At 33.8% G+C, this 16012-nt stretch carries 16 protein-coding genes and 3 pseudogenes; 11 read left to right on the top strand and 8 right to left on the bottom strand.

Features of this window, described 5'->3' with window-relative positions; translation table 11 throughout:
- Position 1 precedes the first annotated feature (1 nt).
- Positions 2-286 (bottom strand): PTS galactitol transporter subunit IIB, encoded by a 285-nt coding sequence (gene gatB, locus A9G28_RS07125; RefSeq protein WP_065567836.1) that lies wholly within the window; start codon positions 284-286, stop codon positions 2-4.
- A 13-nt stretch (positions 287-299) separates the two neighbouring features.
- Complete coding sequence (gene gatA, locus A9G28_RS07120; RefSeq protein WP_065567837.1) at positions 300-752, bottom strand: PTS galactitol transporter subunit IIA; 453 nt, start codon at positions 750-752, stop codon at positions 300-302.
- 484 nt (positions 753-1236) lie between these two features.
- Here gatA and A9G28_RS13060 point away from each other — a divergent pair.
- The 6 genes and pseudogenes from A9G28_RS13060 to A9G28_RS07100 all read left to right on the top strand — a co-directional run.
- Positions 1237-1341: pseudogene (locus A9G28_RS13060) on the top strand (RHS repeat-associated core domain-containing protein); the annotation flags it as partial.
- A 342-nt stretch (positions 1342-1683) separates the two neighbouring features.
- Positions 1684-1977 (top strand): hypothetical protein, encoded by a 294-nt coding sequence (locus A9G28_RS07115; protein ID WP_065566323.1) that lies wholly within the window; start codon positions 1684-1686, stop codon positions 1975-1977.
- Between the two features lie 200 nt (positions 1978-2177).
- Positions 2178-2255, top strand: a pseudogene (locus tag A9G28_RS14095) (hypothetical protein); the annotation flags it as partial.
- A gap of 344 nt (positions 2256-2599) precedes the next feature.
- The gene (locus A9G28_RS07110) at positions 2600-2965 is read left to right on the top strand and encodes a hypothetical protein (RefSeq protein ID WP_065580207.1); all 366 of its coding nucleotides are present in this window, start codon (positions 2600-2602) and stop codon (positions 2963-2965) included.
- The gene (locus tag A9G28_RS07105) at positions 2958-3194 is read left to right on the top strand and encodes a hypothetical protein (RefSeq protein WP_065580206.1); all 237 of its coding nucleotides are present in this window, start codon (positions 2958-2960) and stop codon (positions 3192-3194) included. The genes A9G28_RS07110 and A9G28_RS07105 overlap by 8 nt, the downstream gene beginning before the upstream one ends.
- Positions 3187-3807 carry a hypothetical protein gene (locus A9G28_RS07100; RefSeq protein ID WP_065566325.1) on the top strand — a complete coding sequence of 207 codons (621 nt, stop codon included), beginning with the start codon at positions 3187-3189 and terminating at the stop codon, positions 3805-3807. Before A9G28_RS07105 ends, A9G28_RS07100 begins: the two co-directional genes overlap by 8 nt.
- Before the next feature lie 148 nt (positions 3808-3955).
- On the opposite strand, the gene A9G28_RS07095 is transcribed toward A9G28_RS07100, so the two are convergent.
- Complete coding sequence (locus tag A9G28_RS07095; RefSeq protein ID WP_065580205.1) at positions 3956-4837, bottom strand: LysR family transcriptional regulator; 882 nt, start codon at positions 4835-4837, stop codon at positions 3956-3958.
- A gap of 104 nt (positions 4838-4941) precedes the next feature.
- Between A9G28_RS07095 and A9G28_RS07090 the strand changes: the two genes are divergently transcribed.
- The 5 genes and pseudogenes from A9G28_RS07090 (at position 4942) to A9G28_RS07070 (ending at position 7939) form a co-directional block, all read left to right on the top strand.
- Entirely contained in the window at positions 4942-5526 is a 585-nt protein-coding gene (locus tag A9G28_RS07090) for a cysteine hydrolase (protein ID WP_065580204.1), read from the top strand.
- Positions 5527-5559: 33 nt separating this feature from the next.
- Positions 5560-5667 (top strand): annotated as a pseudogene (locus A9G28_RS14090) (hypothetical protein); the annotation flags it as partial.
- A 6-nt stretch (positions 5668-5673) separates the two neighbouring features.
- Positions 5674-6369: an HAD family hydrolase gene (locus A9G28_RS07085; protein ID WP_065580203.1), complete on the top strand. Its 696-nt coding sequence runs from the start codon at positions 5674-5676 to the stop codon at positions 6367-6369.
- A gap of 389 nt (positions 6370-6758) precedes the next feature.
- Positions 6759-7124: a hypothetical protein gene (locus A9G28_RS07080; protein ID WP_065566318.1), complete on the top strand. Its 366-nt coding sequence runs from the start codon at positions 6759-6761 to the stop codon at positions 7122-7124.
- Between the two features lie 194 nt (positions 7125-7318).
- A complete protein-coding gene (locus tag A9G28_RS07070) occupies positions 7319-7939 on the top strand; it encodes a hypothetical protein (RefSeq protein ID WP_065580230.1) in 621 nt (206 codons plus the stop codon).
- A 1500-nt stretch (positions 7940-9439) separates the two neighbouring features.
- Here A9G28_RS07070 and A9G28_RS13330 read toward each other — a convergent pair.
- The 5 genes from A9G28_RS13330 to purH form a co-directional block, all read right to left on the bottom strand.
- Positions 9440-9751 carry a hypothetical protein gene (locus tag A9G28_RS13330; protein ID WP_141674701.1) on the bottom strand — a complete coding sequence of 104 codons (312 nt, stop codon included), beginning with the start codon at positions 9749-9751 and terminating at the stop codon, positions 9440-9442.
- A 635-nt stretch (positions 9752-10386) separates the two neighbouring features.
- Positions 10387-10698, bottom strand: a complete 312-nt coding sequence (locus A9G28_RS07065) for a hypothetical protein (RefSeq protein ID WP_065580201.1) — start codon at positions 10696-10698, stop codon at positions 10387-10389.
- Between the two features lie 11 nt (positions 10699-10709).
- The gene (locus A9G28_RS07060; RefSeq protein ID WP_065580200.1) at positions 10710-12023 is read right to left on the bottom strand and encodes a DUF4225 domain-containing protein; all 1314 of its coding nucleotides are present in this window, start codon (positions 12021-12023) and stop codon (positions 10710-10712) included.
- A 195-nt stretch (positions 12024-12218) separates the two neighbouring features.
- Positions 12219-13517, bottom strand: coding sequence for a phosphoribosylamine--glycine ligase (gene purD, locus A9G28_RS07055; protein WP_065580199.1), 1299 nt, complete (start codon positions 13515-13517; stop codon positions 12219-12221).
- Between the two features lie 115 nt (positions 13518-13632).
- A complete protein-coding gene (gene purH, locus A9G28_RS07050; RefSeq protein WP_065580198.1) occupies positions 13633-15225 on the bottom strand; it encodes a bifunctional phosphoribosylaminoimidazolecarboxamide formyltransferase/IMP cyclohydrolase in 1593 nt (530 codons plus the stop codon).
- Between the last annotated feature and the right edge of the window lie 787 nt (positions 15226-16012).

The following is a 16012-nucleotide window of genomic DNA, read 5'->3' as shown; positions in this document are numbered from 1 at the left end:
TTTACCCCTTTAAAATAAGTAATATTTTTTCTTTTAGTTGATCAATACCTACACCAGAGACAAAAGGCATACCGTGCACAATTGGAATATCACCAAAATCTTGATCCATTTTGGCCGTAGTACAAATCAAATCAACATCATCGATAAAGGTATTAATTTCATTAATACGGCATTGAATAAGATCTAGTTGAATGTTATTTTCGTTACATAATTCTTTTATCTCTTCTGCCGCCAAAGTTGATGTTGCAACAGCACCACCACATGCAACAATAATCTTCTTTTTCATAATGCCTCCAAACTTATTGATTAAATATCACGTTATTAAAACGAACCACTATTTCATTTTGTGGAGCGTTTAATAAAAATTGATAAAATTCTTTATTTTGTAAATTTGAGAAAAGTGCTTTTAATAGTTCAATTTGATCTTTTGGCGAAGTGACAACAAGTGAAATAATCAATGACACATCAACGGTACTATCATCATCAGCCCGGTTAAATTCAACTGGTAGCTGGGTACGAAGAATAAAAATAGCTGGAGAGTTAGCATGCTCTGCTTCACAATGAGGGATGGCAACAGCATAATTATCAAAAGCTATCCCTGTTGGAAATAACGCTTCCCTTTCAAGTAATGCTTTTAAGTGACTTTGTTTAACAAGATTCTTTTGTTGTAATTGCTCACTAATATAAGTTAATGCTGCTAATTGATTATCAAATGTAAGGTTGTCTTCGAAAAGAAGCTGACATTTATTCATATTTGATCTCCATTATTGTTTTATCCACTAAGTTTTTAGTTTAACTTTCGAAAACAAAACTATAATGAAAGATTAATTACTTTCGAAAATAAAATCAAACAAAGAAATTTATTTTTGTGATCGAAATCAATTTATTAAAATAACGTTTAACCAATAAACAACTTTCTAGTTAAAAATTAAAACCCGATCCAGATCACAAAAAAACTTTTTTAAATTGTAAAAGAGTATTAACTTGTACAGGTTACCCATATAGAAATAAAGAATTTACTCTAGCTAAAAAAGTAAACACGTCTTTGTATTAATGGTGTGTCAGAGTGTGGTAAATCAGTGGTAGCCAAATAGTACTACTTTAGGGAATAGTTTTTTAGGGAATAGTTTCAATCGCATGAGGCATTAAATAATATGACACCGATCTAATATAAAACGTTAAAACAGGCTGCCTAATTTTCTACGCGAGTTGTGTGCTAAGTTTGGGGTATTTACACTGCATTACAATACTTTCAGGTACTATGATCCGGATATAGATAGATTTACTCAGCCGGATCTGGTAGGTTTAGCTGGCAGTATTAATCTTTATCAGTATGCGCCTATTGGATTGAGTTGATCCGTGGAAATTGAGTTGTTTCAAAATTCATTCGTGAATAAAAGAAAGTAATAAACTTTTTTAAAAAGCTGAGATTATAGGAAAATCGCATCAATCAAGTATCGTTCATTTAACAAAAAAACTTCTTTTAAAGAATAAAAAAATCAGACTGTCGCACCAAAACCCATAGGTCATGGATTTTCTGAAACTAGAGTTCGATATGGGCACGTGTTTATTTCAGAGAAATAAATGATAGTATAATTGAAATATTAGTAAATCTAATAAGGCTAATCAGCAAATAATTATCAATGAAGTTTTAAAAGTATTTGGTAAAGGAACTTAAGTATTATGAATATTAAAATTTTAAACTATGATCGGGATCTTAATCAGGTCAATGATAATGTTGATGTTGAAGTTTTTTTAGACAATGGAAAGCGGTATGCTGCAACATTTTTCACTATCGAAAATATAATTTCTATTTTGAATAAGTATAAAGAGACAAAAGAGTGTTGTAATGGCTTATATTTTTGGGCATCAGATATGATTATTGTTGAGAGTTTAAATGATAAAGTAATAAATAAAACGATACAGGATTTGATAAAAAACGAAGAATTTCATCATGTTTTCTCATTATTAGAGTAATTAATCAATGTAGAAAAGATCGTACATCTAAATTTTCATCGCTTTTATTTCTTTGCTACCTATATTGTAGAAAATCAGCTATTAGTTATGAAGTATAATGATACAAAAATAGTACAGGTATCGATACAATATAATTCATACTATCAAGGTTATAATTTAGACAAGTAACCAGTTTACATTACAATACTTTCAGGTACTATCATCCAGATACAGGAAGATTTACTCAGCCAGACCCGATTGAGCTGCTAGTGGGTTTAATCTGTCCAGTATGCGCCTAATGAGTTGACTTGAGCCGATCATTTAGGGCTGAATGCTCACCATGTAAGGCAAAAAGCAATTAGGCAAAATCTTGTAAAAGGGTATTATCCCTGCTATTTTAGTTCCCAAAGTTGAACATGAGTTCCTTACAGATGAAGTTGGAATTGTTACACGCAGTAAAATTAACTCTATAACAGAAAAACCATTTAGTCATGCTAGAGAATTATTAGCTAGAGGTATACGTGAACTAAGAAAGGGTTACCCACAAATACCCAATAGTGCTTTTCAGAAATTAATTGCCAAAAATAAAGAAATGTATCCAGAAATGAGAAAACTAAAACCTAATGGAAAAAGAGGTTGTTAAATGAATAAAATAGGAAAAGATGAATTAATCGTCAACTCAATTTTAGATGAGCTCTTAAATGACAGGCTTGAATATTATAAAAATAATTTAAGTAATTCAAGTGAACCTATAAACAGCGATGATCCTTATGCAAGAGCAAGGAGTATTATCGCAAAGCTATCAGATAAAGACCAAGAAAAAATTTTTAATTTTCTGCGTATAGTAATGATAGATACAATGTCAACAATTTTTGGCACCATAGATGGTTCACGTTTTCCTCCTAATATTAGTGGTGATTTCATTCTTGAGTATGATGGAGATGAAATACAAGGTTCATTGCAAGATGAGTTAATTGCCAAAGCAGAAGAGATTGGTGTCTATGATTAATGAATTAATCATTAAAAGTAAAAATTTTTTTTACGACACCCCAACCTGCGGTAGACAAAAAAACACAACAAACAGAGATAGACCGATTACCGTGATGATTGCACCAAACAGAATTGAAACGATTGCCATCAAAGATACTGAGAAATCCTGCTATACAATGATGCGCCAACCTATTAGCAGGATCGAAAGCGTGTTCCTAAAAAAAGAGGTCGATGCTAATTATGGCTAAACGTGTTGTTTGGAAGAAAAATGATCTAGTCAATATCCAATTACGTGATAATTTATACACAATTGGACAGATGCTAACCAGCCCTGAAATGCGCTTTTATGATATTTTCAATTCAGATGGTGCATGGCAGAATTTAGATTTAAATAAAATAGAACCCTTGTTCAGCGTTTTTGTTGGGAATGTGATTAATAAGTCGTTAATTCAAGGGAAAATAAAATCCACTACAGTAATACCCAGCTCAAAGCCTAACGAAAGATATTGGATTAAACCCTATACAATTTTAGATTATGGGCACTACAAAGGTGATAGATTTAATTTTCATTTTTTAGGAGGAAAACTAATAGACCTTGTTCCTGATGCCGATGGCATTTTAAGTACAACTAGAGCACCAATTATCAAAGAAGATTTAACGCTGCCACAGGATCGAAAGCTTATTGAACAATATGAACTGACTAATATGTGGGGGGATGTAGATTTACGAGACCGCCTCTGTCGCTATTTTGATACAGGTATTAACCGTGATGATCTGAAGTTTGAAGTATTCCCTGATTTATGGGATGACAGAGAAAAATTACGTCCCCTGACACGCCGCCTACCAGAACCGCTTCGTTAAGCAGATAATCAAAAGAAAACGGAATTACCCTTTTTTATTTAACTGAATGATTATCAAAAAAACAAGGATAAAGAAACCAAAACCCCAACATAATTCCCCCCCTTTTACTTTTATCATAGAGAATTTTCTACTTTTTTGCTGCACTATTTTAGGGGGTAGTTACAATTGTTTTAACTATTTCTAAAAACAGATCTCTTTTTTCATTACGAATCTTTGGGTTCCATACCATAGCAATATCCCACCCTGGTTGTTCAAATTCAGGGATAATGAGTTTAACGCCTTTCGGTAAAAAATGACGGACACTTGCCGGAACAAAGGCAACCCCATTTTTACCTGCAATTAACGCTAAAAGAGACGAAAGGTCACTGGTGGCTGATACGGGATTTGAAAATATATTCATATGGTCAAGCATCATTTTAGTTTGTTCAGCCAAACAAGGTGCTAAGTTTGGCTTTATGTGCAATAAAGAGTGTGTTTCGATTACATAATTAAGATTAGAGGAATTAACTTCAACGTCAGCCGGCACAGCAAGAACGATCCGTTCCTTAGATAGAATTATTGAATTTAGAGAATCGTGTACCGGCATTCGAGCAAAGGCAATATCCAATTCACCTTGCATCAACATCTTAATTTGAGTACTAGATGGAATTTGTCTGGTAATAACTTCATATTCAGGATATTTATCCGAAAAGGCATGAATCCACTTAGGTACATTTTGGAATGAAGAAATACCAAATCCAATTAATATATAGTTATGTGCATTCTTCTTAATATTACTGGCTGTGATCAAAAAATGATTGTGGTATTTTAAAAGTATTTGCGCTTCGAGAAATATTTTTTCTCCAATATATGTTAATTTTGCTCCATTACGACCTCTAATAAAAAGTTTCATTTCAATAATTCTTTCTAAAGCTTGAATTTGTTTTGTCAATGCAGGTTGAGTTATAAACAAAGCTTCAGCTGCGAGGCGGTAACTTTTAGTTTCAGCCAGTGTTATAAATGCTTTAAGCAGTCGGATGTCGATATTCATATCCATTCCAAATGTTTATCAATGACTGATTTTTTTTTCATTATACACAACTTCCTCAAATGTTTATATTTAAGAAAGATCAATTTTACATGGAGATAGACGTCATGCCCAAAGTAGCGGTGTTAACTAATGATTTGCAATATGAATTTACCTACAAAATATCAAAATCACCTGAAGAACTGGAAGAAAAACTTACTAAATTTAATGAATTTTTAAACGGTATCCGGAATCTAAATCATCAAGTTATACATTTACAGTTGATTAATGATCCCAATGATCCAGCAGTGCAAAAAAGATATAAAAATCGAGAAGGTGGTATTCCAGCTTTAGCCGGAAGACCAGAAAATCAGATATTGAAGACAATAAGTCATCCTTCAGATATTGTTGTAGTAAAAGGACGAGATACTGGTTTTTACAACAATGACCTTGATGGTATTCTAAAAAAACTTGGTGTTAATTCAGTGATTGTTACAGGCTTGCAAACTCATGTTTGTGTTCAAACAACGGCAGCTGATGCTTATTTTAGAGGGTACAATGTATGGGTTCCAAGTGATGGCGTTTTTGCTCCTTCCATAGATGATACCAATCGTGCTTTAGAATGGCTGGCAAATTATTGCGCGACAGTAGCTTCCTCTTCTGAAATTTTAGCTCTTCTAGAGAAGCAAGATGATTTGCTGGAACGCAGTTAATGGAGCTAAAAATGAGCATTAGATCATTTAGAAAAAACTGATTTAAAACCATACAGCCATAAATTAGTACCAACTAATGATGGTGGAATTTCATTAGGGCAAATAGTTGTTGCTGAATCTATTTTAAACTCAAAAGGATAAAAAATTATGAGTAATGCAATAGAAAAAATTTCCGGTGTTTTATTTGATATGGATGGTGTACTTATCGACTCCAATACTGTTATTGAAAGAGCCTGGATTGAAGCCGGCGCTTTATACGGAATCAAAGTTACTGATAGTGATATAGTAAATCATATTCACGGCCAACCAGGACCGCACACAATAAAGGCGCTTTTTGACCACCTTCCAATAGATGACCAAAAAAAAGTACAGGCCTATATTATTCATGCTGAAAATACTGCTGACTATGATTCTATTCCCGGCGTTGCGCAGTTAATATTAGCTTTGTCAGCTGCAAAAATAAGAGTAGGAATAGTGACGAGTGGCTGGCGAGAAAAAATTGACAGGATCATGGATATGCTTCAGATTAAAGACTGTATTTCCGTGATTGTAGAGCGTGATGATGTGTCTCGTGGTAAACCATTCCCTGATCCGTATATTTTAGGTGCGAAACGTTTAATGCTACCTCCCAATAAAACACTGGTATTTGAGGACTCAATTAGTGGCGTTACCTCTGCTGTTGAAGCCGGTGCATATTGCGTAGGTATCGGAGAAACAATACTTATCAAGCATGGTGCTAAAACTGCAATAGCTAATTTTTTGGAAGTTAAAGTAAATAAACAAGATAATGGCGATTACAGTATCTCGTTGGATCGCGATCATGAAGTTTTTATAGAGAATTGATAAAGGAAATAAAAATAGAATCAAAAGCAAGATGTGCTGTTACTGTATTATTTTACAATGGATTTATAACTGGCGCTTGGGCGATTCAAATTGCATAATTTGCACCACGTTTTAATGTCACGGACCAAGTAATTGGTTATTTTGTTCTTACTTTTGGTCTTGGCGCATTATTTATGATGCCTATATCCGGGATATTAATGTCTAAATTTGGGTCTCGTCAAATTGGGCAAATTTCGGTATTATTTGCACTATTAGTTAGAGATATACGTTAGCTAAAAAGAGTTTACCCACAAATACCCAATAGCGCTTTTCAGAAATTAATCGCCAAAAATAAAGAAATGTATCCAGAAATGAGAAAACTAAAACCTAATGGAAAAGGAGGTTGTTAAATGAATAAAATAGGAAAAGATGAATTAGTAGTTACCTCACTTTTATCTATGCTTTTGGATGATACACTTGAATATTATAAAATTCATTTAAGTGATCCGAGTAAATCCACAAACGATAATGATCCTTATGCAAGAGCAAGAAGTATCATCACAAAGCTATCAGATAAAGACCAAGAAAAGATTTTTAATTTTCTGCGTATAGTAATGATAGATACAATGTCTACGATTTTTGGCACCATCGATGGTTCATGTTTTCCTCCTAATATTAGTGGTGATTTCATGCTTGAGTATGATGGAGATGAAATACAAGGTTCATTGCAAGATGAGTTAATTGCCAAAGCGGAAGAGATTGGTGTCTACGATTAATGAATTAATCATTTTCCCCAGATCTGCTAGTAGGCGAAAAACACAACAAACAGGGACCGATTACTGTGATGATTGCACCAACAGAATTGAAGCTATTGCCATCAAAGATACTGAGAAATCCTGCTATACGATGATGCGCCAACCTATTAGCGGGATCGAAAGCCTGTTCCTAAAAAAAGAGGTCGATGCTAATTATGGCTAAACGTGTTGTTTGGAAGAAAAATGATCTAGTCAATATCCAATTACGTGATAATTTATACACAATTGGACAGATGCTAACCAGCCCTGAAATGCGCTTTTATGATATATTCAATTCAGATGGTGCATGGCAGAATTTAGATTTAAATAAAATAGAACCCTTGTTCAGCGTTTTTGTTGGGAATGTGATTAATAAGTCGTTAATTCAAGGGAAAATAAAATCCACTACAGTAATACCCAGTTCAAAGCCTAATGAAAGATATTGGATTGATGCCTATACTATTTTGGATGGAGATCATTACAAAGGTGATAGATTTAATTTTCATTTTTTAGGAGGAAAATTAATAGATCTTGTTCCTGATGCTAACGGCATTTTAAGTACAACTAGAGCACCAATTATCAAAGAAGATTTAACGCTGCCACAAGATAGAAAGCTTATTGAACAATATGAACTGACTAATATGTGGGGTGATGTAGATTTACGAGACCGCCTCTGTCGCTATTTTGATACAGGTATTAACCGTGATGATCTGAAGTTTGAAGTATTCCCTGGTTTATGGGATGACAGAGAAAAATTGCGTCCCCTGACACGCCGCCTACCAGAACCGCTTCGTTAAACAGATAATCAAAAGAAAACGAAATTTGATCCTCACCAAAATCTTAGACAATACTTGCCTCTATAGAGGCGTTATTAAAGTAATACGGCTTTTTATATTGCTTAGGCGATATCCAACCATGAGCTGAATGTCAGCGAACTTGAGTGAAGTAGATCTCAATATATTCAAATAGTGCTTTATTGGCTTACCTCGTATTTTGTCATCCACATCATGAATCATGTTATTTTTTAAACGTATGGAAAAAACTTTCAGCAACAGCATTATCCCAACAATTGCCAGCTCGGCTCATACTTTGGCTCAACCTATGTTGTAACACTAACCGCTTAAAATTCACACGGCAATATTGGCTTTATCAAGCACTAGGTAGTAATATCCCTTTAAGAAATTGACGACAAAATAAGACATTTTAAGTGTGTTACAAACTAAATGCCTATCAATATGCGAACTTGTTTGCTGTCCAATTACTTTTCGAGCAAATTAATCATTATCTAAAGGTACAATCAACGATTTAATGCATTGGACAGCAATCATGAAATAGGCTTGTAACAAAAGGAGTAATGTTATTATTTTTCATCATTTTATAAAATAAAAACTTCAATAAAATCAATGGCTTTTCTGACTGATTTTTATCATGCCCAGCTAACCTTTCTTTCTGATATATCATAGCCGTTGACGCTGATATCATGTACTAAGCTTGTTGCACCTAAACGGGCTTTATGCTGCCAATAAAGCGCTTTGATATTATCAAACAACTTCCATTAATTTAAGCTCGCATTTTAGCCAAGCATAATAATCTGGTACCCTCACGTTCAACTGACGACTAACTGGCGATACCCGATACGATAATAAATATTGCTTCATATATTGGTACTTCACCAACTTGGGTTGTTGATGAAATACACATGCGACTTTTTAGAATTTAATTGGTCTTTTTTAGTGCTTTGTTTTCCTATTCTAGCGTAATAATTTTTTACTACTCACTAGTTAGTTCACGTTTACTGGTTTTGTTAGGGCTAAGCGGCCTACCCCATTTATTCAGTGTTGATTTGCCTATTTCTAACTGGCTTGTGATTTCAGCTAATGAAAGATGGGGATTAGATAAAGCATAATCGACTGCTTGTTGTTTGCATTCTGCACTAAATTTTTAGTGCCACAATGTGTTCTCTTGTGATTGTAAGTTATATCATAACGGTAACATTTGTCCATTTTTTAGCGAGGATCATACCTGTTTTGTTGAATTAGAGATTATTATCTAACTCGATTATATATCCATCTGTTTTTGTTTCAGTTACATCAATGTTTCAAAATGAACAATAGATAAAAAATAATTTTATCTATTTAACATTAATTCGTTTTCTTACATTTATTTTGCTTATTCTGTTTATTCAAATCAAACAATATAGTTTTTATTATTTTCTATCATGTTTTGACGTGTCATTAAGATGATAAATGCTAATTATGAATGGAAATAAACAATAAACTAATATAACCATAATTTTGTTATTTCCATTTTTTCCTTTTTATGTATCTACGTGGTGTTTCAAGAAAGCTAATAAAAAATACATACAATATAAAAATAAAAACAGCCAACCAGAAAAAAATAATATTTGAAAAAAAGCCTTCTCCAGACTGACTCATCATTAATAAGCTATATAAAAAAATAAAATAAAAATAAAAAAGAGCCCAACGTCGTTTACGATTTAACGTTTTATCATTAGCATAGTCCGTTGCAATATATCCCGAAAAATAGTACCGAATAAAGAATCCAACGATAGATAAAAAATAATAACTTATACAGACTAAAATACTCATGCACATCGACCTTATTTTATAATATTACCCTCTCTATCTTTTCGATATGTTGAACCATCACGGCTTTCACAACTATAATAATCGGGTGCATTATCATTACCTATTGTGATTATCAATGAACAATTCGCCAAGTATTAATGATTGTTTTCTATCATCAGCAAATTTTATTATATCAAATTGATGATTAATTAGTGTTAGCCTAATATTTACAGCTTGTAACTATAAAGTAACTTACTATGTTAATTAAAATAATAATAAATATTAAAAGGTTGTGTGAAAAAATTATTTAGGTTATTTCAGTATAATGATGCTTATACCTAGCCTTGTCGCAACTCTTTCCTCTATTCTCTATTCAAAATACCTGTTTTGTTGAATTAGAGATATTATCTAACTAGATTATATATCCATCTGTTTTTGTTTCAGTTACATTAATGTTTCAAAATGAACAATAGATAAAAAATAATTTTATCTATTTAACATTAATTCGTTTTCTTACATTTATTTTGCTTATTCTGTTTATTCAAATCAAACAATATAGTTTTTATTATTTTCTATCATGTGTTGACGTGTCATTAATATGATAAATGCTAATTATGAATAGAAATAAACAATAAACTAATATAACCATAATTTTATTATTTCCATTTTTTCTTTTTTTTATAGCGAGGAGGACAGACGAGAAAACCGCCAGAAAAAACAGAAAAAAGATAAATAAAACCAGCCAACCAGAAAAAAATAACATGAGAGAAAATACCTTCTCCAAGCCCCCTCATCATTAACTGGCTAAATAAAATAATAAAAAAATAAAACAAAATAGCCCAACGTCGTTTACGATTTAACGTTTTATTATTAGCATAGTCCGTTGCAATATATCCCGAAAAATAGTACCGAATAAAGAATCCAACGATAGATAAAAAATAATAACTTATACAGACTAAAATACTCATGCACATCGACCTTATTTTATAATATTACCATCTCTATCTTTTCGATATGTTGAACCATCACTGCTTTCACAGCTATAATAATCGGGTGCATTATCATTACCTATTGTGATTATCAATGAACAGTTCTCAACAATTTGTCCAACATTAATAATTGTTTCAGGCTCTTTAACAACCATACTTACTTGTTTGCTATCTTTATTAAGTATAAAAGCGTTTATTGATTTTTTAGATAAATCATATAAAGCATTTACATCAATCATTGCTTCCAGAAATAATAATTCTTTTCTCATTTGTTTATAAGCACTTTCTAAATCACTGCGGCCATATCTAAAGAGTTTAAATGTCGGATCACCCAATTTATTAAATTTTTTCGGCACTAATTTAAAGAGATTTCCTACTGACATCGTTAAATCTAAACTATCATAAGCTATATCGCCAATTGAAGGATCAAAACCTAAAGCCTTGGCTGCATATTGATACCCACTTCTTAAAGGTCCATCAACGTCCATACTTCTGTTGCCGTCATCAATTTCGTTCATAACACCATTAACAATGCCAGCGGTTCCTTCATATATTCCATTTCCTCCATGCGCTATCATAGGAGCTCCAATAAGACATGACCATCCCGCAGAACAAAGTGCTAACCCAGTTTGAATCATTCCTACACCACCAAAAATAGACAAACCATTTTTCACCCATACAAGACTTTGTTCCCACAAATTATTTTCTTCAGTCTTTATTTTCTTTGCACCCTCCTCATAACTCATCTCACCATTTTCTACTTTATCAACGATATTCATAGCAAAGTGATCTACATCATCAATAAAAGCTTGTTTTATTTCACTGTAATAAAGGTGTTTTTCGCATACTTCGTGGGCGCAGTCCATTAAGCGTTTGGCGTCCAATCGAATTTTTGATGTGTCGTCACTCATTTCAAGTGATGAGTCACTTTGCGTATACATTAGATTTTGAAAGATAGGTAATGAGGTTTCTGGAGAGGTAGGTATTTTAAAACTTGCGCTTTTTGCTGATGAAGAGCTTGCAATATTCACATAAGCAAAGCTTTTAGTGGCGATAACTCGATTATTTCCTATTGGGCATCCACAAGCGACAATGCAACCATCATAGGCAGCCGGTTTACCATCTACAATACAATCATATGTTCCTTCAATAATGGAACCATATCCTTTTGTACATTTAGGACAACTTGCGTAATCGCCTAAGCATGCGATACTTTGACCTTGAGAAAAACCACTATTTGATGCAGAAATCACTTTACCACCAGTTGTCGTATCATCGCCCAATATGGCTAATAATTTATTCATCCCTTTTTCCTTTTTCTACTAAACAAATTTAATCGCTAAAATTTATCAATATAATCTATATAAAATTAAGCTTACTATTAAATATCGTTTTCTGATTAAAAAAAATTGAATAAAAAACTGATAACTGTTGTGATAATTTTTCGTTTATACCTATTACAACGTCATTAAAAGTTATAATGACATAACTTTAAAAAATTATGGTTTATGACTGCGTTGTTCTCGCTCAATCGCACGATAACCAATGTCTTTACGATAAAAACAGCCATGCCAGTAAATATCTTTTATTTGCTCATACGCTCGTTGCTGCGCTTCAAGTACGGTATTGCCCAAGGCAGTAACACACAGTACTCGCCCACCATTGGTATATACTCGACCTTTTTCTAAACTGGTTCCTGCATGGAAAATTTTGCAATTATCGGTTGCCTTTGTGGGGAGTCCAAGAATCACATCTTGCGTATTATATTTGCCCGGATAACCGCCTGCAGCTAGCACTACACCTAAGGCTGATCTTGAATCCCATTTGGATTTGACGGTATCAAGCTTACCATCAATGGCCGCTACACAAAGTTTCACTAGATCTGACTGCAATCGCATCATAATGGGTTGTGTTTCAGGATCGCCTAATCGGCAATTAAACTCAATAACTTTTGGGTTGCCTTCTTTATCAATCATTAAACCAGCATATAAAAAGCCAACATAGACATTCCCTTCTTGTGCCATGCCATTAACGGTTGGGTAAATAATTTCATCCATAATTCGTTGAAAAACGGCATCAGTAACCACTGGCGCTGGGGAATAAGCGCCCATACCACCAGTATTTAAGCCCGTATCGCCATCGCCAACACGTTTATGATCTTGGCTTGTTGCCATTGGCTCAACATTTTTGCCATCGACCATGACAATAAAGCTCGCCTCTTCGCCCTCTAGAAACTCTTCAATAACCACTCGATGGCCAGCATCCCCAAAAGCATTACCCGCTAACATATCGCACACGGCATCTTCGGCCTCTTTGAGTGTCATTGCTACAATAACACCTTTACCCGCAGCAAGCCCATCGGCTTTAATCACAATTGGAGCGCCTTTCTGACGTATATAAGCAATAGCGGGGTCAACTTCTGTAAAGTTTTGATATTCGGCTGTTGGAATATTATGTCGAGCTAAAAAATCTTTGGTGAATGCTTTAGATCCTTCTAATTGCGCAGCAGACTTTGATGGACCAAATATTTTTAATCCTGCTTTTTGAAAACTATCAACAACACCAATAACGAGTGGCGCTTCAGGACCAACAATTGTTAAATCAATTTGTTCTTGTTGCGCAAAATTGAGCAAACCGCCAACATCAGTTGCTTTAATATTAATATTTTCTAAACTAGGTTCAAGTGCAGTACCTGCATTGCCAGGAGCGACAAAGACTTTTGATACTAATGGTGATTGTGCGACTTTCCAAGCAAGTGCGTGTTCACGCCCACCATTACCTATGACTAAAACTTTCATAAAAGATCCTTTGAATACTAAAATCTGAAAAAAGGATTGTAAATTTTTATGTTTTACAAAACCCAGTGTAGTAATTTATTTTGAGTGAGTTAATGCCCACTCATTTTACTAACAATTAATGTCTAAAATGGCGCATATGAGTAAACATCATCGCAATATTGTGTTCATCTGCCGCTTGTATGACTTCGTCATCACGAATAGAGCCACCTGGTTGAATTACACAAGTTACACCTGCGGCAGCCGCAGCGTCGACTCCATCCCTGAATGGGAAAAAGGCATCGGAAGCCACAACACAACCAGCAACATTTAGATTCTCATCTTGCGCTTTAATTCCAGCAATTTTGGCTGAATAAACGCGGCTCATTTGACCTGCGCCAATACCTATTGTCATTTTATCTTTTGCATAAACAATGGCATTGGATTTAACAAATTTAGCCACTTTCCAGCAAAATAGTGCATCTGAAAGCTCTTTTTTTGTTGGTTTACGCTTAGTGACAACCGTTAATTGATGTTCGTCTATTGTGCCTAAATCACGTTCTTGAACTAAAAGCCCACCATTAACACGTTTAAAATCTAAACTAGCAGGCGATGATGTTGTCCACTCACCACATTCAAGTACGCGTACATTTTTTTTAGCTTGGATAATTGCAAGTGCTTCTTGAGTAACGGATGGTGCAATAATGACTTCTACAAATTGTTTATCGGCAATGGCTTTTGCAGTTTTAGCATCAAGTTGACGATTAAAAGCAATAATGCCACCAAAAGCCGATGTTGGATCGGTTTTAAAAGCGTTTTCATAAGCGTGCAAAATATTATCACTGACTGCTACACCACAAGGATTGGCATGTTTTACAATCACACAAGCAGGCTCATCAAACGATTTCACACATTCAAGCGCAGCATCGGTATCCGCAATATTATTATAAGAAAGTGCTTTACCTTGCAGTTGTCTTGCAGTTGCAATTGATGCTTCTTTAACATTTTCTTCAACATAAAAAGCCGCTTGCTGGTGGGCGTTTTCGCCGTACCGCATATTTTGTTTTTTAATGAATTGCAAATTTAATGTTCTAGGAAACTCGCCCGCTGGCTCATTTGTTTGCCCCATATAAGGTGGCACTAATTTCCCAAAATAGTTGGCAATCATACCATCATATTTTGCTGTATGCTCAAAAGCTTTAATAGCAAGATTAAAACGATATTCAAAAGAAAGGGAATTGTGATTCTCATCCATCATATTGATAATATTGGTATAATCGCAACTATCAACTACAATGGCGACATCTTTATGATTTTTTGCGGCAGATCGAACCATTGTCGGTCCACCAATATCAATATTTTCAACAGCATCGTCCAATGTACAATGCGGATTAGCAACAGTTTGTGCAAATGGGTAAAGATTAACAACCACCATATCGATAGGTTCGATCTGGTGTTGCTGCATAACTTTATCATCAATACCTCTACGTCCTAAAATTGCTCCATGTATTTTGGGATGTAGCGTTTTAACTCGTCCATCCATCATTTCTGGAAATTCTGTATAGTCAGAAACTTCGATTACGGGTATTTGGTTTTTAATTAATAATTTTGCTGTCCCCCCAGTTGAAAGCAGTTCCACATTTCGTTCTGATAAAGCTTTAGCAAATGCTAAAATACCCGTTTTGTCGGACACACTAAGTAAAGCACGGCGGATAGGACGAAACTGCTGCATAAGAGGCTCCGAAATTGATATCTAAAATTTAAATTGTTAAAGCATTATATATAAATTAGCAATAGATGTTTAGCATTAAGTTATTAAAAAATATCGAAACAATAAATGATAATATTTTGCTTTAATCGCAAAACTTATAGGTAAACTCACGTTGCAATATAAAAATAAAATTTTTACTGTTTCTTAATTGAACTGGTTTTAGGTGTGTTGTTTTTTATTTTTTGTAGATAAGATAAACGATTGATGATAACGCCTAAATTGGGAATATTGTGTAAAATCCCCCCTCCCCATACGCATGGCTTAGATAAAAATGCTTATTTTTCACTCAAAACAAAAAATCAAATAAAATCAATATCTTTTCTGACTGCTTTTTTAAGTGGCAAATAGCTTATTTTGGGAGGATTGTTATGGTTTTTGGCGTTTTGACTTTTGTAAATAAAATAAACGATTGATGATAACCGCCGATCTAGAGGATTTTATGCGCAATCCCCCAGTATCCCTCGTGCGGTTGCAGAATCATATCTTTTAACAACCATTGGCGGGTTAAAAATAGGAATATTTTTTCCTTAAAAAGAATTCAGAAAAGCAATTGATTTTATTTAAGTTTTTATTTGTGTTTTTAAGTTAAATCCAATAATTTTTGTAAAATGAATAGCGTTTCAGTATAAAATTCAATTTTGTTTTTGCTGGTATACTCTGCCATTGAATAAGACAAAACAACCTGTTTCAACTATAAACAATGAAGGTATTTTTCTATAAAAACCACCTAGTAAAACTTTAATTTTAT

It is taken from the genome of Gilliamella sp. Fer1-1 (assembly GCF_001690825.1).
Classification (GTDB): Bacteria; Pseudomonadota; Gammaproteobacteria; order Enterobacterales; family Orbaceae; genus Gilliamella; species Gilliamella apicola_C.
Note: the sequence above shows the minus strand (reverse complement) of the source record. Positions and strands in the feature narration are given on the sequence as shown.